The organism is Leptospira hartskeerlii (assembly GCF_002811475.1).
GTDB lineage: Bacteria > Spirochaetota > Leptospiria > Leptospirales > Leptospiraceae > Leptospira_B > Leptospira_B hartskeerlii.
Window position 1 is genome coordinate 224,540 of record NZ_NPDL01000007.1, and the last position, 21,757, is coordinate 246,296.

General features: G+C 41.0%; 13 protein-coding genes. 5 read left to right on the plus strand and 8 right to left on the minus strand.

Annotation, left to right across the window (positions count from 1 at the left end):
* Positions 1-2: 2 nt before the first annotated feature.
* Positions 3-1,043: an MBL fold metallo-hydrolase gene (locus CH352_RS14290; RefSeq protein ID WP_100707630.1), complete on the minus strand. Its 1,041-nt coding sequence runs from the start codon at positions 1,041-1,043 to the stop codon at positions 3-5.
* A 187-nt stretch (positions 1,044-1,230) separates the two neighbouring features.
* Between CH352_RS14290 and CH352_RS14295 the strand changes: the two genes are divergently transcribed.
* On the plus strand, positions 1,231-2,385 hold the full coding sequence (locus CH352_RS14295; RefSeq protein ID WP_100707629.1) for an adenylate/guanylate cyclase domain-containing protein: 1,155 nt from the start codon (positions 1,231-1,233) through the stop codon (positions 2,383-2,385).
* On the opposite strand, the gene CH352_RS14300 is transcribed toward CH352_RS14295, so the two are convergent.
* Entirely contained in the window at positions 2,382-3,107 is a 726-nt protein-coding gene (locus CH352_RS14300) for a helix-turn-helix transcriptional regulator (RefSeq protein ID WP_244283363.1), read from the minus strand. The genes CH352_RS14295 and CH352_RS14300 overlap by 4 nt on opposite strands.
* Before the next feature lie 253 nt (positions 3,108-3,360).
* On the opposite strand from CH352_RS14300, the gene CH352_RS14305 reads away from it, so the two are divergent.
* Positions 3,361-4,206 (plus strand): class I SAM-dependent methyltransferase, encoded by an 846-nt coding sequence (locus CH352_RS14305; protein ID WP_100707627.1) that lies wholly within the window; start codon positions 3,361-3,363, stop codon positions 4,204-4,206.
* Positions 4,207-4,217: 11 nt separating this feature from the next.
* On the opposite strand, the gene mgtA is transcribed toward CH352_RS14305, so the two are convergent.
* Together mgtA and CH352_RS14315 are read right to left on the minus strand one after the other, a co-directional pair.
* Complete coding sequence (mgtA, locus tag CH352_RS14310; RefSeq protein ID WP_100707626.1) at positions 4,218-6,743, minus strand: magnesium-translocating P-type ATPase; 2,526 nt, start codon at positions 6,741-6,743, stop codon at positions 4,218-4,220.
* Positions 6,744-6,845: 102 nt separating this feature from the next.
* Positions 6,846-9,134, minus strand: a complete 2,289-nt coding sequence (locus CH352_RS14315) for a glycoside hydrolase family 5 protein (RefSeq protein WP_100707625.1) — start codon at positions 9,132-9,134, stop codon at positions 6,846-6,848.
* A gap of 619 nt (positions 9,135-9,753) precedes the next feature.
* Here CH352_RS14315 and CH352_RS14320 point away from each other — a divergent pair.
* Positions 9,754-10,791, plus strand: coding sequence for an NHL repeat-containing protein (locus CH352_RS14320; protein ID WP_243396388.1), 1,038 nt, complete (start codon positions 9,754-9,756; stop codon positions 10,789-10,791).
* Here the strand turns inward: CH352_RS14320 and CH352_RS14325 are convergent.
* The gene (locus tag CH352_RS14325) at positions 10,788-12,089 is read right to left on the minus strand and encodes a phospholipase C/P1 nuclease family protein (RefSeq protein WP_243396387.1); all 1,302 of its coding nucleotides are present in this window, start codon (positions 12,087-12,089) and stop codon (positions 10,788-10,790) included. The genes CH352_RS14320 and CH352_RS14325 overlap by 4 nt on opposite strands.
* Before the next feature lie 131 nt (positions 12,090-12,220).
* Between CH352_RS14325 and CH352_RS14330 the strand changes: the two genes are divergently transcribed.
* Positions 12,221-13,819, plus strand: coding sequence for a Na+/H+ antiporter (locus CH352_RS14330; RefSeq protein WP_100707622.1), 1,599 nt, complete (start codon positions 12,221-12,223; stop codon positions 13,817-13,819).
* A 34-nt stretch (positions 13,820-13,853) separates the two neighbouring features.
* Here CH352_RS14330 and CH352_RS14335 read toward each other — a convergent pair whose 3' ends face one another.
* From CH352_RS14335 to CH352_RS14345, 3 genes are read right to left on the minus strand one after another with little or no spacing between them, the layout of a single operon-like run.
* Complete coding sequence (locus tag CH352_RS14335; RefSeq protein ID WP_243396386.1) at positions 13,854-15,407, minus strand: efflux transporter outer membrane subunit; 1,554 nt, start codon at positions 15,405-15,407, stop codon at positions 13,854-13,856.
* A 59-nt stretch (positions 15,408-15,466) separates the two neighbouring features.
* Positions 15,467-16,669: an efflux RND transporter periplasmic adaptor subunit gene (locus tag CH352_RS14340; RefSeq protein ID WP_100707620.1), complete on the minus strand. Its 1,203-nt coding sequence runs from the start codon at positions 16,667-16,669 to the stop codon at positions 15,467-15,469.
* A complete protein-coding gene (locus CH352_RS14345; protein WP_100707619.1) occupies positions 16,666-19,911 on the minus strand; it encodes an efflux RND transporter permease subunit in 3,246 nt (1,081 codons plus the stop codon). Before CH352_RS14345 ends, CH352_RS14340 begins: the two co-directional genes overlap by 4 nt.
* Positions 19,912-19,987: 76 nt before the next feature.
* On the opposite strand from CH352_RS14345, the gene CH352_RS14350 reads away from it, so the two are divergent.
* Positions 19,988-21,559 (plus strand): helix-turn-helix domain-containing protein, encoded by a 1,572-nt coding sequence (locus tag CH352_RS14350; RefSeq protein ID WP_100707618.1) that lies wholly within the window; start codon positions 19,988-19,990, stop codon positions 21,557-21,559.
* The last annotated feature ends 198 nt before the right edge of the window (positions 21,560-21,757 follow it).

Here is a 21,757-nt window from a genome sequence, read left to right on the forward strand (position 1 = left end):
TATTACTCCTTAGGCAGGTATTTCTCATTCCAATTCACCATCCCTCCCGCCATATTGGATGTGAATTTATAACCTAAACGAATGCTTTCTTCTGTGGCTTGCCTGGAACGTTTGCCGCTACGACATACGAAGATGATCTCCTCGAAACGATCTCCAGTTTCTAAAAATTTAGTTAAATCAGAGCCTAACGTAATAAGTTGAGAAGTTCGAATATGGCCTAAGTCCCCGTGGAATTCCTCCTGAGAACGTACATCTATGATTTTTACGTTTCCAATTTTCTTGAATACATCTTCGTTCAAAACAGTAGGAATTCCTGATATACTTTGAGGATTCATTGTTCTTACGATTTCCAAACTTCCACATCCTGCGTTCGCAGGGAGCGCTAAATGCATCTTTTTGGGAGTGGTAAGTTGCAGTTCTTCCATGATCTTTTGGAATTCTTCTTTCGAGCGATTTCCTCCGATCCTTGGATTTAATTTCTTTTCTATTGCGATTGTCGTACTGGTTAAACCTTTGTAATCGTGTGCCGGATAAACTTTGGTTTCATCAGGGAGGAAGAATAATTTTTGAGTGATACTATCATACAATTTCGCGGAAGATCCTTCTTGGAAGTCCGTCCTACCAGTACCGCGGATCAAAAGTGAATCTCCTGTGAACACCATTCCTTCGAATAGGAAACTCATACAGGCGTTCGTATGTCCCGGAGTCGCGATCGCTTTTATATTTTTGTTTCCAAGTGGAAGAATACGCCCGTCTTCTAACAAAATATCCGCACAATCCATTTCTGCCAATGCGCTCACTGCTGTTTGAGCCATAGTGTTTTTTCGGATCTCGGAAGCTCCGGTGATATGATCTGCATGAATATGTGTTTCTAAGATATACATTAGATAAAGACCTAATTCTCGGATCAGTTTTAGATCTCTATCCACAGTTTCCCAAACCGGATCTATGATTGCCGCTTCTTTGGTTTCCATATCTGCGATCAAATAAGTGTAAGTCGAAGATTGGGATTCGAATAGCTGGTAAAAAAGAACGTTCTTCATTTTTTGTTTTTGCCCTTTGTAACGTGCATATACAACAATATATGACTCATCGATCGGTATTCCTTGTATAATCCTGCAATTGTTTGGAAAAAATTTATAGAGGCGGTGTGATTTTTTGTGAATGTGCAGAATTATACAAACAACTGCTCTTTTTCTATCAGTCCATTAAGAAAATGAGAGTTACGATATGATAACGAAAGAACGAGATAGACTTCACAAGGACGGGCTCATCAATTTCTCGATGGCGTTTACTGCTGCTGGGTTTTTATGGAGCTTTTTATATTTTATTTTAGGTTTTCCTCAATCTGCTATGATCCCCGGAGGTTATGCAGTCTTAAGTTTATTAAGCTTATTTTTTGTTTTCGCTACGGGTAAGTATTTGGCATTTAGATTTCTTCAGTTTCTTTTTATCCTTATACTCCCTGTACTTTTACAATTGAGCCTGGGCGGTTTTGAAAATTCAGGAGCAGTCATCATTTGGGCGATTCTCTGTCCGCTTGGTGCTCTTTCTTTTGCACCGGTCCGCCAAGGTTTAGTATGGTTTGGATTATTCCTGGTCGTTTTGGTTTTAACCGGATTAGCTGAATTTTATCTGCAGTTACCTATACCAAGGGTAGAACGGAATTTGCAGATATTGTTTTTTGTGATCAATATTGTAGGAGCAGGAACATTAACTTTTTTCAGCTTATTCTATTTTATTTCTAAAAATAAACAAGAGCATGATCGAGCTGAGAATCTTCTGCTGAATATTCTTCCCGAGCCTATAGCAGAAAGATTAAAAAGAAACCCGTCTACGATTGCAGATGGATACAAAATTGTTTCTATATTATTTGCAGATATAGAGAACTTCACTGCGATTTCCCAAAAGGTATCTCCTGAAACTTTGGTACATTTTCTTAACGATGTATTTTCACATTTTGATCTTCTGGCTGAAAAATACGGAATGGAAAAAATAAAAACGATCGGAGATGCTTACATGGCAGTTTCTGGTATTCCGATTTGGAATGAAGATCATGCGGAAAGGGCAATGCAGATGGCATTAGAAATGCAAAAGTTTGTAAAGACCTTACATGATCCATCCGGAAAACCTTTAAGAATGCGGATTGGTATCCATTCAGGGCCAGTTGTAGCAGGAGTGATCGGTAAGAAAAAATTTGCGTACGATCTTTGGGGTGATGCTGTAAATACCGCTAGTCGTTTAGAATCTCATGGTGTACCAGGTAGGATCCAGATCTCAGAAACAACGTATGATCTACTCGAAGATACTTCTCAGATAGAAATTCGAAGATTAATAGATGTGAAAGGTAAGGGGGAAATGAGAGCATACCTTAGCTATGATTAAGCTTCTGCGTAACTTGCGGGAACTTCTATGAATGATCTCAAATGTCTTGTGCTTCTGAATATTTCGGAAGGAGGTAATCCGAATGTGGCACGAAAGGTCCGTGTAAAGTGTGCAGAATCGAAAAAACCTGCGCGATGTGCGGAATCAGTATGGCTCATTCCGTGCAAAAGCGAATACACGGTTAACTTAAGCCTGAACCAAGTTCTAAAAGAATGGAATGGAATGCCGATTTCCTTTTTAAATTGATGTTCCAAATTGGAAACGGACATTCCTGCAAATTCCGCCAGATCTTTTGCTGAGTGATCTTCATGCGGCATTGTAGTGATCAATTCTACGATCTTTTGGATACGAGGGTCGATCATTCTTGCATCATTCTTCACGATCGGAGGGATTTGATTCAATAATTCTAATATTACTTCTTCTGAACTGGAATCTTCGGAAAGGATTTGATTTATCTTGCTGAATAATTGCTCTTCTTCCCTTAAGGAAATAAAAATACCATCGGTTTCACTTTCTAAATTAGATGCTCTTAACGATTCATAGTTAGGACTGCTTAAATCCATAAAGAGCAATATGCAGAACTTTCCTGAAAAACGAATAGAATGGTCCACCATCGGTGGAATGAGCGCTGAACGAAAACTAATCCAATCAGTATCATTTAAAGAAATTTGGAATTCTCCATCCAAACTGATACAGACTGTAGCCGCTGCTCTTCGACGCAATGTTAGATCCGGAAGATAGCCCGCAAACAAACAACGACTTCCCCAAATACAAATCCTTTCCTGTCGTTCGAGTGGGCGAGAATTAATTTCCATTATAAGAGCCTGTAAAGTTTTTATCGAAGGTTGCAGAATTATACAAGGAGCTTTCATCATCTGCAAATATAATCATCTTGTCACTGAGAATTTATTCTACCTGCATATCGGGTGGAAGGTTGGAAAGAATATACTACTCTATAATAGGATTTACACTTATATGATAAAACAGGCCTTGGAATCTAAACCCGAAAATCCAAATAAAACGTTATGGGAGAAAGGTGATTTTACTGAGATCGCTTCTTTGATGCGCAGGTCAGGAGAAGAACTTGTAACCAATCTTGGAATAAAATCTCCGTTGAAAATTTTAGATTTAGGATCAGGAGATGGAACTACTGCAATTCCACTTGCAAGGACCGGCTCAGAAGTGGTCGGGATAGACATTGCAAGGAACTTAGTGGATGCAGGGAATAAGCGAGCAAAAGAAGAAGTTCTATCCAATCTAAAGTTTCAAGAAGGAGATGCATGTAATTTAAAAGAAGTCCCGGATCATTCTTTTGATTTAACTCTTTCTATATTCGGTGCAATGTTCGCTCCTAAACCGTTTGACGTTGCAAGTGAAATGGTGCGAGTTACAAAGCAGGGAGGCCGTATAGTAATGGGGAACTGGATCCCAAATGATCCTACTTCATTTGTTTCTCAATTATTAAAGATAAGCGCTTCCTTCTCACCTCCGCCTCCGGAAGGTTTTGTGAGCCCGATGACTTGGGGAATGAAATCTTATGTTATGGATTATTTTGTTAGGGCTGGAGTGAAAGAGGAAAAAATTTCCTTACTCAAAGACAAATATAGTTTTATTTCGCAGGATAAAAGCCCGGAAGATTTGATAGAATTACTCGGAAAATTTTACGGTCCAACAATGAACGCTTTTGAGGCGGCGGAGAAGAACGGTAAACTCCATGAGTTACGTAAACAACTCATGGAGCTAGCAAATGAGCAAAATCAAAGTGGTAACGTCGGAGTTTCCATCCCTGCTACTTTTTTGAAAGTAATAGTGGATCTATAAAGATAGTTGTTTCAGTTTTCTTTTTTATAAAAAAGAAATTTTGCGAATTCGGCCGAGCCTACGTAGAGTAAGATTATTCCGAGTAAGTAACCGTAAAATAATAATGGGAGACGGCCGAAGCCGAATGTTTCCGCGAAGGGAAGATAGGGGATCGCAAATACAAAACCAACACAGAGAATTGTTGCGCCTAAGAGTAATTTTCCAGGTCTGCTCCTATAAAAAACTTTTTTAGTACGGATAACTAAAACGATTAGGCTCGCGGAAACCACTGATTCGATAAACCATCCGGTTTGGAACTGCGTTTCGTTCGCCCCAAGGCCGAATAGTAACAGGCCGAATGTCGCATAATCAAAAAGGGAACTTAGGAAGCCGAATACAAGCATGAATCTGCCGATAAACTTGATGTCCCATTTACGCGGGCGGATGATCCAGTTTTGGTCCACCTCGTCCGAAGCAATTGTCATTTCCGGTAGATCAGTTAATAAATTTGTCAATAAGATCTGCTTCGGCAGGAGTGGAAGGTAACTTAAGAAGGCTGAGGCTCCTGCTACGCTGAACATATTTCCGAAATTCGCACTGGTCGCCATAAATACGTATTTGAGGGTATTCGCAAACGTTACGCGTCCTTCTTTGACTCCATCCAATAAAACCGCCAAATTTTTTTCTAATAAGACGATATCTGCTGCTTCTTTTGCAACATCCACTGCGGAGTCCACGGATATACCTACGTCAGCAGAGTGTAGTGCGGAAGCGTCGTTGATTCCGTCCCCAATATATCCAACTACATGGTCCGCCTTTTTTAGCGCTAATATGATCCTTTGTTTTTGATTCGGTTCGATCTCCGCGAATACATCTGTTTGTTCTGCTCGTACTCTTAAGGCCTCTTCTCCAATGCTTTGCAATTCTTGGCCGGTAAGTATCGATGAACAGGAAATTCCCACCGACTTGGCAACCTGCTCAGCGATCCATCTGTTGTCACCGGTAATCATTTTCAGACGTATACCCAAATCCCTTAAGTTCTGGATTGTGTTTTGGATTCCTACTTTTGCAGAATCTGAAAAAGCTACAAATCCTAAGAATATCATGGAAGATTCGATCTCATAGTCGACTGGATCGTTCTCATTAATTTCTTTAACGGCGATCCCAATCGTACGATATCCGTTCCGACTGAACGTTTCGTATACCGTTTGGATGGATTCCAATTCTTTTGAAATGGGTAGTATCTGCCCTTGCGAATCTATATAACGATCACAAATCTCCAAAAGGGGAACGCTTGCACCTTTGCATATTGCAGTACGTTTTCCATCGATCTCGGCAATTACTGTGATCCTTTTTCTATGAAAGTCATAAGAGAGTTCTCCGGATTTGGGGATCGTATCGGATGAGATCGAACATGCTTGGCTAATTGCTAGATCCATAGGATTTTGGAAACCGCTCTGCAGGTTAGCGTTGATCGATGCAAATTTTAATACATCTTGGTTTGGATTCCCATTCGGATCTACACTTGTATGTACTCTGACGACTCCTTCCGTCAGTGTTCCCGTTTTGTCAGAACAGAGTACGTCCATACTACCGAAGTTTTCGATGGAGTTCAGACGTTTTACGATTACCTTTTTTCGGCTCATTTGTTTGGCGCCTTGGGCCAAGTTTACGTTAATGATAGCCGGTAATAGTTGTGGTGTAAGTCCTACTGCAATTGCTAACGCAAATAAGAAGGAGTCTAAGATCGGTTTTTCCAATAAAACGTTAATTCCCAGGATTACCAATACTAAGCCCAAAGTAATTTCCAGAAGAAGGTTACCGAATTTGCGGATCCCTTTTTCGAATTCGGTTTCCGGCTTTCGTTCGTTCAATCGTTTGTAGATTTCTCCGAACTGAGTATGTTTTCCGGTCGCATAGATAAGAGCCAAACCAGAACCGCTAACAACATGAGAGCCCATGTACAATAAGTTTGATCGTTTGGATAATGTTGTTTCTTCCGGTAATGATCCGGGAATTTTTTCCACTGGAAAAGTTTCTCCTGTGAATGCTGCTTCATCCAAAAACAAACGATCAGAATCTATAAGATAGGCATCCGCAGGTATGATGTCCCCGACTCGCAATCGGATCAGGTCTCCAGGCACTAAAGATTGGGAATCCAGTTCTGATTCGACATTGTTTCGGATAGTTGATGCGTTTAATCGAACCATGGACAATAAGGAATGAAGAGAATCGCTTGCACTTTTTTCCTGCCAGTATCCTAAGATGCTGCTCAAGAAAACAATACATTGGATGATGATTCCGTCGGTAGGGTCGCTTAAAAACCAGGATAAACCGGACGCAAAGAGTAAGATTATTGTGATGGGATTTGCAAATTGCCTAAGGAACAAAACGATTCCGGCGACCTTTTGGCCAGAGCTGAAACTATTTTTTCCGTATGTCCTAAGTCGTTCCCTTGCTTCGGATTCGCTAAGGCCTCTCGGTCCGGAACCGATTTCAGAGAACATTTCCTCTGAGGTATAAGTCCAGTAATTGGGAGGTATTTTCCGGGATTCCATTCTCTTAGGTTGAGATCCCTGTATTCTTAGAAAAGTACTAATTCATTCGGAAAACCTCCTCCGTCGACGTAAGAACGACAAGCGAAGGAGGTTTGACGTTTATTATCTATTTTGAATGGTAACGTTTTCAGTCTTCACATAAGAATTGTCAAACCACCATGCACGAACTTCCATAGGACGATCCGCTTTATCAGGTGCGATATTAAAATCTAATGAGAAGTTAGTGTATTGGCCCGGGCCAACAAACTCATTTCTGTATACGTCCCTTCTCGCCAATACGTCCTGACCGTCGTAAACGTCTATGGTCACAACCTTATCGTTATTGGCGTTAGTAACATCCACTAACATGCGGAATACCGCTCTTTTATTTCCTGTTCCCCAACGATCTCTATCATAAGGACCATAGATCATATGATCCGCCCAATGATCAGCTGTCGTAACAACCCAAGCATCACCTTCCGCGAATCCAATACGGTGAGAAAGATTTTTTGCCTTATACACTAAAGGTAATTCTCCGCTCAAAGGAGAAGAACAACAAAGTAGTGCGGCTCCTCCTCCGTCTCTTTGAGCAACTCCAGCTACGTATTCGCTGTCAGCACATTGTCCTTTATAAGAACCAGGAGCCCAGTCTCCTCCGCGTTGTGAAGAGCGGCTATCTCCTCTGTCGAACCAAATCGTACGGCAAGAATTGGCAAGAGGAACCTTACTATGAGCACAAAGGATACCGCTTGTTCCCCAAGAATGTTTAGTAGCTCCGGCAACATAGTAGTCGTTAGGACATTCGTATTTTGTAAATCCGCCGGCCCAATCTCCAGTGCCATGGTAACGAGTAGTAGTTTCATACACTGCCTGAACATTAGTCGCGCGGTCATTATGCCAAAGTTTTCCGTACTTTGTATCGCTGCAAAGTGCTCTTTGATCGCGGCTCAAACCTAATAGACGTTCCCCATCAGGACAGGTTCCTTTGTTAGCACCTGATAACCAATCGTTATCGATAGTACTTACGTTATCGTCTACACCGTTAAATCCGATCTTGGTCAAGTGATCCACATAAGGAACAGATCCTGTTTTACCGGAGAATGCAAGAAGGCGATCCATATGTTCATCACGCCAGTTGCCTCTTTTAGTTTGAGACCAATCGGAAGTTACAAGACCCCATTCATCTTCTCCGTTCAGAGGCCAGAATGCGAAATCAAGGTCCTTCTCAATTAAATAATCCACGAGTCTTTTGAGCCATTCTCTATCTGCAGGATTTGTCTCTCCTGGAGAAGCTCCGAATTCACTTACCCACACTGGAGCAGTAGTGACTGCATCAGGATCGGTTACGTATCCCCATTCGTCAGTGATAGTGTTTCGGAACGTAGTTAAATCCATATCTTTGTATTTGATATTTCCGCCGGATGTTGCGTCGTCACCGTTATGTTTAGGTCCGATAAATCCGTAGTTATGAGCGGCATAAACCAGTTTATTCACATTACGAATATGGACTTGAAGATCTCTAACAGGTTTTAAGTGAGGACGTTCTCCTGAACCTAAGATAGGGATCGCACCCCACCAGTTAATACCTTCTACAACGATGACTATGTCCGGGTTTGCACGTAAGATATCATTTCCTGCTTCTCCCGCAGCCTTACGCCAGTCGTCTATATTATTCCAGCCCCAGTTAGGACTATTCGGTAAATGAGTATCGTTAAAACGTTGGGTGCGCACTTCGTTCCTAAGATCCGCAGCGGCGACTAACTTGTTATCCTTATAACGATTCACTAAGAAAACCCAATCCGCTTTCCACATTTCAGGAGTTTGGTTATAGGCGAAGGAAGATCCTGTATGATACCATTGACCGTTATAGTCGAATCCACAACACCATTCGGAGAAAGTAGTATGGTTGTTTAAAACAACTACAATTCCAGCCGCAGTCAAGGCTGCAACAGTTTGGTCATAGATCTCTAAAGCCGTCTTACCGAAAAATTGTGGGTTAGCCGCCACATATTCGTTCGGGACAATATTCGCATCATGAAGCATTAAATTAGAAAAAGGTAATCTAACCGAGTTGAAGCCCCATTCCTGGATCAAGGAGATAATATGAGAGATAGGTTGTTTGTCCAAGCCTCCCACTACTTGACGAGTATCGCTCGCTCCATACCAGTTTACCGCTTTCAATTTGAAACGGTTATTATTCGAATCCACAATATATCTACCGTTCGTACTCAGAGGAACGACCGGAGGAGTGGTCGCTACTGCCAAAGACATCACGGAGCGGTATGCGGACTTAGCCGATTTTGGAAGTGAGAAAGGTAAATACGCTTGGTCTGTTTCGGGGGAACAACTTGCTAATATAACAAAGACCACCAATACAGAACTAAAAATTTTCATTTTCCTTCTGTTAAACATTTTGAATTCTCTCCATTGAATTCCCAATCAATCACGAATTGTTTTTTATATATGTGTGGGATATTAAACGGGAGATACTTATATACCGTTTATTTTTTTCCAAAATTATATTCTATATCTGAAGTTTTTTCTTTTTAAAGCGTTTGTTATGATAAAAATATTGAACGAACAGTCCATATATTTAAAATCTATAGGATGCAATATTCTGATAATATTATAAATACTTAATATTTATAGATCTGTATTTCAGTTGAACGAGCGTTTGTCTGATAGTTGATATTTGGGCGCCTCTTCGCTTCGCTCAGACCGGGCTATCCGCTCCCATCTGCGCCTCACCACATGTGTTGCGGCGCAGGATGCCGCTACTATCCCTGGCGCGCTTCTCCCTTGAACGAGTGATATGACCTTCTTCCGGAAATTAATTTATTTCTATACATTGCATATTGAATAAGCGGATAGTTCTATTCGTCTGATAATGAACATGGTTTTACGTTTTCGAAACTTTCTAGTATCTTGCTTCTTTATTTACTTCTTCATGCAATGCGGGGCGATTCCCACAGAAAACCCTTGTGATCCTTCCACTGATACTTTCTTCAAAAACCAGCTTATCAGATATCTTTTGAACGATACTTCCACTAATTGCTCTTTTGTAAATGAATGCGGAATCCTAAAGAAAGGAGAATCTGCTAAGATCGTTATAGGGCAGCCCGATTTCACAAGCAATGTTTTCGGGTCGGGTACAAACCAAGTTGGAGGTAACGGCTTTGCATTGGATCACCAAGGAGGAGCTTGGATATCGGATGGGAATCATGACCGTGTAATGCACTTCTCCGCTCCTTTGAGTACCAATCAAAATGCAGATATCATACTTACTTTAAGTGCTTCTACCGTGCCTAGGGCTATAGCTGTGGATGCTAGTGGAGGTCTTTGGGTGACTTTAAGTTTAGGAGATGCGGTTATCCACTTTCCTGCCGGAATGAATTCGAGCACTCCATCTGATATTACTCTTGGGACCGGATCTGGCACGACTACTCAAAATACAATGAATAACCCATTCGGAGTTACGGTAGATTCTGCTGGCGGGGTTTGGATTGCGGATTATTTCAATAGCAGGGTCTTGCATTTTTCTCCTCCATTGACTTCATCTATGAACGCAGATATCGTTCTTGGACAAGCGGATTTCACTTCCTATGGAGGGGCGACTGCTGCTAATCGAATGGTCAATCCATTTGGGGTTGCGGTAGATTCTAGTGGGCATGTATGGGTTTCTGATACTGGCAATCATCGTATCCTTCGGTTTACTCCACCTTTTTCGATCGGAATGAATGCGGATCTTGTAATCGGGCAGCCTGATTTTGTTACCGCTACTTCCGCTACGAATCAAGCTACCTTATCAAATCCGAATGGAGTAAGCTTTGCTGCAAATGGAGCGCTTTGGGTAGCTGATAATGGAAACCAAAGGGCAGTCCGCTTTTCTCCTCCATTTTCAAACGGTCAAGCAGCGGATAATGTTCTAGGAGAGCCGGACTTTGTGACCACAAATTCCACAATGACCGTATCCGATAAACTAGTTGGTGGTGTTCCTGCGGTAGCTGTGGCTCCTTGCGGAGTATGGGTTGCTGATGCAACTAATTTTAGAGTGTTATTCTTTCCTTAATCGTACTTCAATCCTGCTCTAACATAATTACGGATATGAGAGCCAACACTTTTCATATGATCCGTAATTGTAGAATCTAGATCCACTAATGACTTTTGATTGATCTCCGGTAAAAGTTTGCCTTCTGAAAAGCCGTTTAGCAGATTCGATTCATCTATAAGAGCGTCGATACGATCTGATATATCGTAACTCTGTCTTGTTACTACATCTACGATATAAGTATGATCATAATTGCCAAAGTTATTATCCAGATCGGTTTGTTTCACACTTAGAATAAATGGATGAGCTAAATTTTTAGTTCTATATGCATTTCTTAATGTACTAAAATGGTATTTTTCGATAGTAGTATGACGATTGGAGATCCTATCGATTGCATCGTTTTTGGCGCTTTCAAATCCAAGAATTGCCTTTAGATTGATCCAAAGCATACTGATCGTTCCAAAATTTGGAAGGACTCTGGAATGGTAAGGTTGAGTCAAATCTGCAATATAATGCATTCCCCAGCCTAAAAACCGATATCCCCAATACGTATGCCCAGTCTGAAAAGCATAACGAGAAAGTGTCATGAATTGATATACTCTGTACTGAGGATAAGTGCGGGTCAGAAATCCAGCCGCAGCGAAAATGATAGGAGATTCATGATAGTAACCTATATGAAACGGCACTTGAGTTGCATAATAGACCTTGGGATCCCCAAAGGATTGTATTCCAAAACCGTAATCTTTTCCGAAAATTTCTCCGTTATCTTCAAATAGATTCAGGTCCAGTCCGAAATCCGGTTCATCGCCTGCTGTCGCAAGCACCTCTAAAGGGCTTACAAGATCTCCTATTCGAATATCATAAAATTCGTAATCTTGTTTCAGATCCCTCTCTCCATAGATGCTCACTGTCATGGGGTCGGATTTTTTTCCGAGAGGAGAATGTCCCGGAAGATGTTGCAAAAAATAACCTAACGGTGTTCCGGTATTCAACCTAAGCGCTCTTAGAAAATGATTCCTTATCGTCTTTCTGTCTCCACCTTTGAATGAGAGTGCTTCCGGAAGAGGAGCGCTTTTATCGTAGTTGAGATTTGCTTCTTTCTCCATATCCCTCATAAGAGGGATAAGTTTGTCTTGTTCTTTAATTAAAAAATCTTCGATCGATTCAACCTTTACCTTAGGTGCTGATACCAATTCTGGCATAGCTTCGAGTGCAGGTCGGTTGAATAGAAAGTGATTCCACCATGCTTCCGCAGGTGTAGCAAACAAACTAAGTGAGAAGATACAGATTAGACTAGAATAATATTTGAATTTGAGCACACCAAAGAATTCTAGATTAGTGAGAGAAGTCAACACAAACTGACGAATAGAAAACTACAAGACTGTAAAGTTGTTGAGTAGATGAAAAGGTTCTTGATGATCTGTTAATTCTCCAACAAAAACAGGAACAGATGCAAAACATCCTAGTTGAATACGTTTATTTAATTTTGATCATTCTTGGGTTGGTCGTGATTGCCAACAAATTGGGACTTGCTTATCCAATTGTTCTTTTGATCGGCGGACTTGTTGTCAGTACAATTCCGTTCTTCCAAAATATTACAATTACTCCTGAACTTGTTTTTTTAATTTTCCTTCCTCCATTATTGTACGAGGCAGCTTGGCAAATTTCCTGGAAAGAGTTTTGGAAATGGAGAAGGATCATTGCAGGTTTTGCATTTCCTATAGTCATCATCACTTCATGCTTGATTGCTTTGATCTCCACTTCTTTGATCCCTGGATTTACGTTAGCGATCGGTTTTTTATTAGGAGGGATTATATCTCCTCCTGATTCTATTTCTGCCGTTACTATTATGAAACAGACAAAGGCCCCTAAGTCTGTTGTAAGTATCGCAGAAGGAGAAAGTCTGTTGAACGACGCTTCTTCTTTGATCGTGTTTCGATTTGCTTTGGCAGCTGTGATTACCGGGCAGTTTAATTTTCAAGAGGCAACTTTTAGTTTTGTTTGGGTTGTGATTGCAGGCTCATTGATCGGTTTGGCAGTTGGTCTTGTATTTTACGCAATACATCGATGGCTTCCTCTTACTCCAAGTATAGAGATCGTTTTAACTTTTGTAACTCCTTACTGTATGTATTATTTGGCGGAACATTTTCATGTTTCCGGTGTTCTTGCCGTGGTGTGTGGAGGACTTCTTCTTTCTAGTAAGCGTCAAGGCCTATTGAGTTACGCGAGCCGTATCCAAGGTGTGAATGTTTGGAATAGTATCGTATTCATTCTGAATGGGCTGATCTTCCTGTTGATCGGTTTACAGTTACCAACTATCGTAAATCAACTTGGTGATATAGGTTTAAAGAGCGCAATCCTCTATGGACTTCTGATCTCATTCGCTTTGATTGCGACTCGGGTCATTATCGCACTTTGCACATCCGGTTTTACTCGCATCATGAGCAATTTTATTGAAGTTACGGAAGTAAATCCTGGATGGAAAATCCCAATCGTACTTGGATGGGCAGGGATCCGAGGAGTAGTTTCTCTTGCGGCAGCGCTCTCTATTCCATTATACACAATCGGAGAGACTCCGTTTCCGTATCGGAATTTGATCTTATTTATCACATTCGTAGTGATCTTGACTACTATGATCTTTAACGGACTGACTCTTCCGTGGCTTATTAGAAAATTGAATGTAGAGGATTTTCAAACTCCCGTTCCTATACACAGACAAGAAGTGATGATCCAGAAAAAATTGGCTATGGAGTCTCTTCATTATTTAGAAGATAGGAGTAAGAGTGGCTCTCGTAAAAATAAACATCTCAAAAATCTGATCTCCCGTTTAAAAACAGAATTAGGATATTTTGAAGAGGAGCTAAAGGGGATGTCGGGAACTCTTAGTGGCGAAAGAAAAGAATATGGAGACGTATTTTTAGAACTTCTTCAATTCCAGAGAGATGTTTTAAATAGGCTCAATCATGATTCAGGGTTCGACGAAGAAGTGATCCGAAAATTCCATGCACTCATCGATATAGAAGAGTTTAAAACCAGAGAAAGTGACTGATGTTCCTTCTCTGGTTATTCTTAGCAATGCAGGATCACTTATCTAAAACGGGTGCAGTTAAATTCTTATTCTGAGAGTTTTCCTCGTCAGCGTTTACATCTATCCCGCCTGCGGCGTCCGGTTTTTTAGAATTAGTATATTCGAATATATTGAAAGGTTGGATCTCATCATCAGTAGGTAATTGAGTGTTTTTCCAACCACCGCCTAATGCTCTAATTAATCTAACGGAAGCTCTGTTTAATTCTGTCTTAACAAGAATTGCATCGATTCGAGCATCTAAAGTATTTACTTGGGCATAGATCAATTCCAAACTGTTACTTAAGCCGCCTTTGTACAGCGCCATTGTCATATTTTGTACTTGGGATGCGGCATCGACTGCTTGGTCCTGTCGTTGGGATTGCTCCGACATGTAAGTAGTTTCTGTTAGTCCATTCTCCACTTCTCTAAATGCGTTTAAAACTGTTGAACGATAAATATCCTCCGTTTCTCGATATGCAGACCATGCCTGTTGTAATTGAGCTCTACGATATCCGCCTTGAAAAATTGGAAGAGAAACTGTGGAACCGTAAGACCAGAAGCTATTGGCGAGTTGGACTAAATTAACTCCTCCTTCGAATCCTCCTCCTGCACTAAAAGAAATATTAGGGAAGAATGCTGCTCGAGCTATTCCTATATTACGATTAGCTAATGCCATTTTGCGCTCCATGGAAGCGATGTCAGGTCTACGTTCTAATAGGGTGGATGGAAGAGTAGCCGGTACTTTAAACGTAACTACATGGATCTCTTCCACTGGGGGGATCTTGAACCCGGACGGAGCTCTATTGAGTAGGATAGCAATCGCATTCTCAGTTACTCTCATCTTAGATTGTATATCTAAACGTTTTGCTTGGGTGCTGGAAAGAAGATATTGTGCTCTCTGCACGTCCAGTTCTGGTGCGATGCCTCCCTTGTATCTTTCATTTACAAGATTTAAAGATTGTTCATAAAATTCTATCGATTGACGGTATGTTGTATCTTGAGCATTCAAACCTTTAAAAGTAAAATAATCAGCAGCAAGTTCTGCCTGCAGACTTAAACGAGCTAAGGCAAAATCTGCGGCCACCGACTGTGCATTATAAATTTGTGCTCTTGTGGAATTTCTGATAGAAGACCAAAAGTCAGGTTCCCAGGAAGCAATCCCTCCTAAGGTAGCGGTCCCTTCTTGATTTGCTTCTCCTGCTCCTCTAAAAAGTCGATTGTCAGATTGTTTATTATTGGATCCGCTTAAACCGACTCCAAGATGAGGGATCAACTGGGAACGGACTTTGAGCATTGCATCTCTTGCTTGCACAAATCTTTCTGCAGCAGCTTGCAAATCTGGATTCGCAGCGATTGCTTGTTCTTCTAATTTGTTTAATACGGGATCGTTAAAAAGTTTCCACCAATCTGCTTGTATCGCTTCTCCTTCGGAGGGATTTGCTTTTACAAAAGGACCGGATCCGCTCCAAGAATCCGGGACCACATAATCGGGACTTAAGTATTTAGGAGCAAGATCGAATGCAGGGCCATTCAAACAGGAAACCAATAAGACAGCCAATGATAAAAGCATGAAGCATCGTCCTACGACGATGTTTTGCATTTTTGTTTTATTTATTTTTTGAGATCGGTTCATTTGGATGCTACTGGTTCAAGTTTTGAACCTTCTTCCTTAGAGGTGTATCCAGTTCTTGGTTCTACCACTCTAACCTGATCTCCTTCCAATAAAGAGGCAGAAGGATTATTCACAATTCGGTCGTTTGTGCTAACTCCGTCTCTTACTTCTATAATAGAATCTATGATCTTGTTCACAGTGATCGGTTTGAAATGAACCTTATTATCTTGGGTGACAGTTGCAACTTGAGTGCCGTTTTCATCGAAGACCAAAGAGCTGGAAGGTATTGTCAAAAGATCTTTCTTAACAGGCGCAGTGAGAGTCACTTGCGCATAAGAACCGGGCCATAAGGATCTGTCCTTATTATCTATCGTGAATTCTGCAATTACCGTTCTCATATTCAGGTCGAAACCTTTAGAGAGAGTAAGGAAGTTTGCTACGAATTTTCGATTCGGAAATTGTTGCACAGTAAGTTCCGCAGTTAGTCCAGGCTTCAATAAATAAGCGAAAGTTCCCGGAACAGAAACGAATAAACGCATTCTATGGATATCTGCTACAGTAAATAGGTTGGAAGGTGTTTTGCTATCATCAATATTTCCTTCTTGTGTTACGTAATCACCCACGTTTATATTTCTTTGGATCACTACTCCATTAAAAGGAGCGACTATCGTTTTGAAATTGATCCTGGCTTTATACTTATCCACATTCTTTTCAGCAGATTTCAGTTTAGCTTCTTCGGAATTTTTATCCGCTACAGCTACCGAAATGGACTGTTCTGAAACAGCATGAGAACTTCTTAATGCTAGATATCTATCCGCGGTAACTGCTGCTAGTTTGTATTTCGCTTTTTGGGAATCTAAGTCTGCCTCTGCTTGCGCATATTCCGCATCTAGGGCGGGGACTTTGATCCGTGCAAGTACGTCTCCTTCTTTTACTTCTGCTCCATAGTCTTTATACCACATCTTCACATAACCAGGGACCTGAGCATAGATCACCGCCTCATACCATGCGCGAACTGTTCCAGGTAGAGTAATCGTCTCTAAAGGATTGGGAGGTGTAGGACTTACTACGGAAACGTTCGGAATGGATGCTTCCAAGGCTTCCTTTCGGAACTCTTCGGCGCTATGTATTTGTTGATAGAATATATAGCACAGAAATATGACTCCGAATGAGATTGTGGATAATGTTAAAAGTTTCTTTTTAGGTACTGTTGGGATCATTTGGAACTTTCCTTTTGGATTTTTGCACGGTTATTATAGATGATCGCATAGATACAAGGTACGAAGAAGAGTGTGGCGAATGTCGCAACAGTCAATCCTCCGATCACGGCTCTGCCCAAAGGAGCATTTTGAGAATTACTTATGGACATTGGCACCATTCCGATGATCATCGCAGAAGCAGTCATAAGCACAGGTCTAATCCTAGAATATCCTGCTTCGATAGCTGCCCTTACTGCGTCTCCATGAACTTCTAAACGGTCTCTTGCATAAGAAACTACTAATATAGAATTTGCAGTAGCAGTTCCCATACACATGATCGCTCCGGTTAATGCGGGCACTGAGATATATGTGCGTGTTATAAATAGAGACCAGGCGATCCCTGCTAATGCACCTGGAAGTGCAGTGATGATAATGAACGGGTCCGTCCAAGATTGGAAGTTCACCACGATCAAAAGATAAACCAGAAGAATTGCAACAAAGAGTCCGCCTATCAGTTCGATATAAGCGCTTCTCATCGTCTCTGCTTGGCCGAGGATCTCTATTGCAGCTCCTCTCGGGAGTTCGCTTTTCATGGAGTCCATGATCTTTTGAGCATCACTTAAGACTCCTCCTAAGTCTCTACCTTCTGCGGAAACATACACGTCGATTAAAGGTAAAAGGTTTTGGTGAGTCACTAAACCCGGAGTTCCTGTTGGAGTGATATTGGCAACGTTTCCTAAGAGTTGTATTCCATTTTCTGAATTATCCTGTAAGTCTCCTCGATTGACAGGAACAGTCAGTAAATCTTCAGTTCTTCTCATCTGAGGTTGCGGAACATAAATATTAATTTGATAAGATAGCCCTGTCTTTCGATCCATCCAATATTCTTGGTCAATCTGTTGGCTTCCTGAAGTCGCGAGTAACATATTCTCTGCAACTGATTTCATCGGAAGATCAACATTGATCCCTAAACTTCTATTTCCATCTACGAGCAGAGTAGGTGTACTCATTGTTTGTTGGATCACAACATCTGCCGCGCCTGGAATTGTTTTCAATTTACCCTGAAGTTTTTGAGCAAATTCAAAATTCTTTTCTAGATCCATTCCATTGATTTGGATATCTATTGGAGAGGGTGAACCGAAGTTTAGGATCTTTGAAGTCAAGTCCGCAGGTTGGAATGTGAACACTGTCCCTGGATAAAGTTCGCTTAATCCTTTTCTGAGAGTTTGTCTGTAATCCCATACTGGCGATTCTTCATCTTTTAACGAAATTGTTAGATCGCAATCCTGAGAACCGATTGTAGGAGTAGGGATGAATGCAAGGTTATGAGGTCCTACCGGTAGGCCACAGTTACTAAGAACACTCTCTACCTTGCCAGGAAGTAATTTTTTAATATCTTCCGAAACCAAAGTGGCAATCCTTCCGGAAACTTCTATCCTAGTTCCCAAAGGTGCACGCATATGCATTTGTAAAGTTCCCGCTTTGATCTCAGGGAAAAAGTCTCTACCATTCATATAGAATAGAAGAAGGGATCCGGTTGCTATCGCTAAGAATATCTTCACAAATCTTTTACGATCCGCTATTACTTTCTGTAGAAGAATATAATAACGTTCCCTGAATTCAGTGAAGTTATGTTCGAATCCTTTTTGAAAACGTATTAAGAAATCGATCCATTCCGTAAGAAAAGCGAAACGAGAATTTGTTTTCTTAGAAACAGTATGCGCAATATGTTTTGCAGCTCCTTTAGAATGAGATCCGTGCTTACCGTTCTCAGGAGAATGGTGAGCCGTTAGCAAATATTTTGCCATGGTAGGAACAAGAGTCCTAGAAAGAATGAAGGAAGCTATCATTGCAAGTGCTACCGCTTCTGCCATTGGCTTGAATAACCAACCTGAAACTCCACTCAATTGAAAGAGAGGGAACCAAACGATTACGATAGCGAGAGTGGCAACAAATGTAGGAATTACGATCTCGTTAGCTGCATCTATGATCGCCTTCTCCAATGGTTTACCCATCTCTATATGAGTATCTATATTCTCAATCATCACTGTGGCATCATCCACAAGGATACCCACAGCCAAAGCCAAACCTCCTAAGGTCATTACGTTGATAGATTCTCCGAGCAAATGAAGCCCTATGATGGAACTTAAGAGAGAAAGTGGAATTGAAGTAGCGATAATGGTAGTCGCTCTCCAAGAACCTAAAAAGAGTAACACTACAAGTCCAGTAAGACCAGCAGCCAAAATCATTTCATGTACAACGTTCTCTATGGAATCCTTAACGAATATAGAAGCGTCGTTTAATAGTTTAATCTCTACATCGTCTGGAGAGATTTGTTTGATCCTAGGCAGGGTTTTACGAATTCCATCGACCACATCTAGAGTAGATGCATCACCGCTCTTCATTACTACGATCAAAACGGATTGTTTTCCGTCCACGAGCACTGAGTTTAATTGGGGAGGGCCGCCTAATGCAACGCTTGCAACATCTCTCATAAAGAATGTGCTATTCCCGACTCTCTTGATCGGAATATTATTAAAATCTTCTACTTGGATCGGGATTGCATTTGTCATTACCATCCAATCGGTCTTGCCTATCTTCTGGTCTCCCGCAGGCAATACGGCACTCTGTTCATTGAACGCCTTGAATACATCCATAGGCGACAGGTTCCTAGATAAAAGTTTTTGTTTATCTAGTGAGACCAATAATTGCATTGGAGTTCCTCCATACGGCTGAGGAATAATTGCGCCAGGGATCGTAACGAGTAAGGAACGTATCCTCATGAAGGCGAGGTTATAAAGTTCTGCAGGAGTCATCTTTTCCGATGTGACTTGAAGCATTGCAACCGGAACGGAAGAAGCTTCCAATCTCATGATCATAGGAGGAGAAATATCCGGAGGCAAGGAAGTGACCACTGTCTGCGAAATTGCAGCCACCTCCGCTTCTGCACCTGCGAGATCAGTATGAGGTTGCAATTCTATATTGATAATACTACTTCCGTAATAGGATCTGCTATTAATACTTTTGATCCCTTCTACAGTACTTGTTAATGCTCTTTCAAAAAAGTAAGTGATCCTTCCGGCAACATCTTCAGGAAGCATGCCTTGGTAGCCCCATACTACCGAGATAACCGGAATTTTGATGTTTGGAAAAACATCAGTAGGGGCTTTGAAAATTGATTGTATCCCAAAGAACAGGATTAGAATAGCGAGGACCACGAAGGTATAAGGTCTTTTTAGAGCAATGAGAACGATTTCATTCATTTTGTTTCCTCATATATTAGTAGCATTTAATATGGAGAAAATCGTCCCGGTTTATAAGTTTGGACTGGATTCTTGAATGAACAATAAGTATAGAATGAAAGTATTTCTGATCTGGATCTTGGTTTTGAGCGTTTCTACTCAAGTCTATTCCCAAGGGAATGAAGAGAAAGTGGGGCATCTTCGCATCCAGGATTCTAACCAAACACACTGGAAGCAGATCGACGATTTTTCCGTGCTTCTGGATTGGGGATTTTACCCGGAACCAATCGATCTACGCTTTCGGATTGGTAATTTACCCGAGGAATCCAAGACCGAATTTTTGATCTTTCCATGGAGTCTCCTCGATTCTGTTCAGGTTTGCGATCTAAAAGGAGATTGTCTGCAGGCAGGTTTTATACATCCGGTCAATGAATGGCTGGTTCCAGGGATATTTCCTGTTTTTCCCCTCAGAAAATTCCTGGAAAATAGCTCCGAGATCAATATTAGGATCCAGTCTAGAAACTATATACTCTCCGAGGTTCGCCTAGTAAGCGCGGAAGAGTTATATTCTATTTCAACGGTTTATTCGGGCATAGTATTCTCACTTCTCGCGCTTGTGATCGTTCAGATCGCTTATCTTATTAATTCTTATATTCGTCTTCGCTCCAAATGGATCTTGTATCAGATCCTATTCTCTTTTGGGATAGGGCTTACATTTTTATTCGTGTCCGGGATAGGTTCCAGATACGTTTTTCCAGGATTCGGATTCCCTCTTTCTTTAGGGAAGAAGATCATGATAGGTTATCTGATCATTTCAGGCACTCTGTGGGTTTCGCATTTTCTGAAGATTAGGCAAAATTTTAAACCAGTTTGGTACTTTTATAATGTAGTGAACATTCTGACTGCGATCATGATCGCTTTAAGTTTTACTAAATTTCCCAGACAATTCGTTTCTCGCTCCTTTACTATTTTTTATTTGGCAGTGACCGGGACAGCGATTGTTCTTAGCTTGGTTGCCACAAAACGAAAGACAATCCAAACACGTTGGTTTGTGCTCGGAATGTTCTCATTACTTGCGATAGAAATATTAAATATCATTTCATATAAGGCATTTTTTTCCTTCGATGGAAAAAGCTTCCTATTCTTTATAGCATTCTTCGTTCCCGTAAATATATTCCTGACCAGTCGCTCTGTTAGGACTCGGATCAGGGAATTGGAACATGAGATTTCATTAAGAAGAGAAGAGCTTAGGAACTTCCATAGCGATAAGACATCCTCAGATGGATTGGCAAAGAAGAAGTCCACCATTATAGGTATCAATGTAGACGACACATTGGCTCGATTGAACAAACTTCTGGATGAGGACAAGATCTATTTAGAAGAAGAATTAAGGATCAGCGATCTTGCCGCGGTTTTAGGATTATCGGTACATCAGGTTTCCGAACTTTTGAACCAAGTATTGAATATTTCTTTTCCGGATCTGCTTAAGAAATATAGGATAGAAGAGGCTAAACGGATTATTCTAAATGATCCTTCTGCAAATATACTGGACTTGGCGTTCTCTGTGGGTTTCCAGTCTAAGTCTTCTTTTTATGATTCTTTTAAGAAGCAAACTGGATTGACTCCTCAGGAATTTAAGAAATCGGCTTCGCCCGATCCAATTGATTAAAAGATCAATAGCAATTGATCTTCCGCTTCTGTCGCGATGTCGTTAAAACGATTCGTATATTTCTCTAAACCTTAAAAATGACTACGTCCGCATGAGATTCGGCTACTCGAATAATCCGACCTAACTGAACTTCCGGTTTTCTAAATTCATCAGAATATCAATTAACGCTTATACAGCGATCTCTAATTAAGGAGAGAA

What these genes read in the sequence shown, in the direction of transcription:
- CH352_RS14350 (WP_100707618.1), top strand. Translation starts at nt 19,988, where the DNA reads ATGAACAATAAGTATAGAATGAAAGTATTTCTGATCTGGATCTTGGTT.
- CH352_RS14305 (WP_100707627.1), top strand. Translation starts at nt 3,361, where the DNA reads ATGATAAAACAGGCCTTGGAATCTAAACCCGAAAATCCAAATAAAACG.
- CH352_RS14340 (WP_100707620.1), bottom strand. Translation starts at nt 16,669, where the DNA reads ATGATCCCAACAGTACCTAAAAAGAAACTTTTAACATTATCCACAATC.
- CH352_RS14345 (WP_100707619.1), bottom strand. Translation starts at nt 19,911, where the DNA reads ATGAATGAAATCGTTCTCATTGCTCTAAAAAGACCTTATACCTTCGTG.
- mgtA (WP_100707626.1), bottom strand. Translation starts at nt 6,743, where the DNA reads ATGGAATCCCGGAAAATACCTCCCAATTACTGGACTTATACCTCAGAG.
- CH352_RS14335 (WP_243396386.1), bottom strand. Translation starts at nt 15,407, where the DNA reads ATGCTTTTATCATTGGCTGTCTTATTGGTTTCCTGTTTGAATGGCCCT.
- CH352_RS14330 (WP_100707622.1), top strand. Translation starts at nt 12,221, where the DNA reads ATGCAAAACATCCTAGTTGAATACGTTTATTTAATTTTGATCATTCTT.
- CH352_RS14315 (WP_100707625.1), bottom strand. Translation starts at nt 9,134, where the DNA reads ATGTTTAACAGAAGGAAAATGAAAATTTTTAGTTCTGTATTGGTGGTC.
- CH352_RS14295 (WP_100707629.1), top strand. Translation starts at nt 1,231, where the DNA reads ATGATAACGAAAGAACGAGATAGACTTCACAAGGACGGGCTCATCAAT.
- CH352_RS14290 (WP_100707630.1), bottom strand. Translation starts at nt 1,043, where the DNA reads ATGAAGAACGTTCTTTTTTACCAGCTATTCGAATCCCAATCTTCGACT.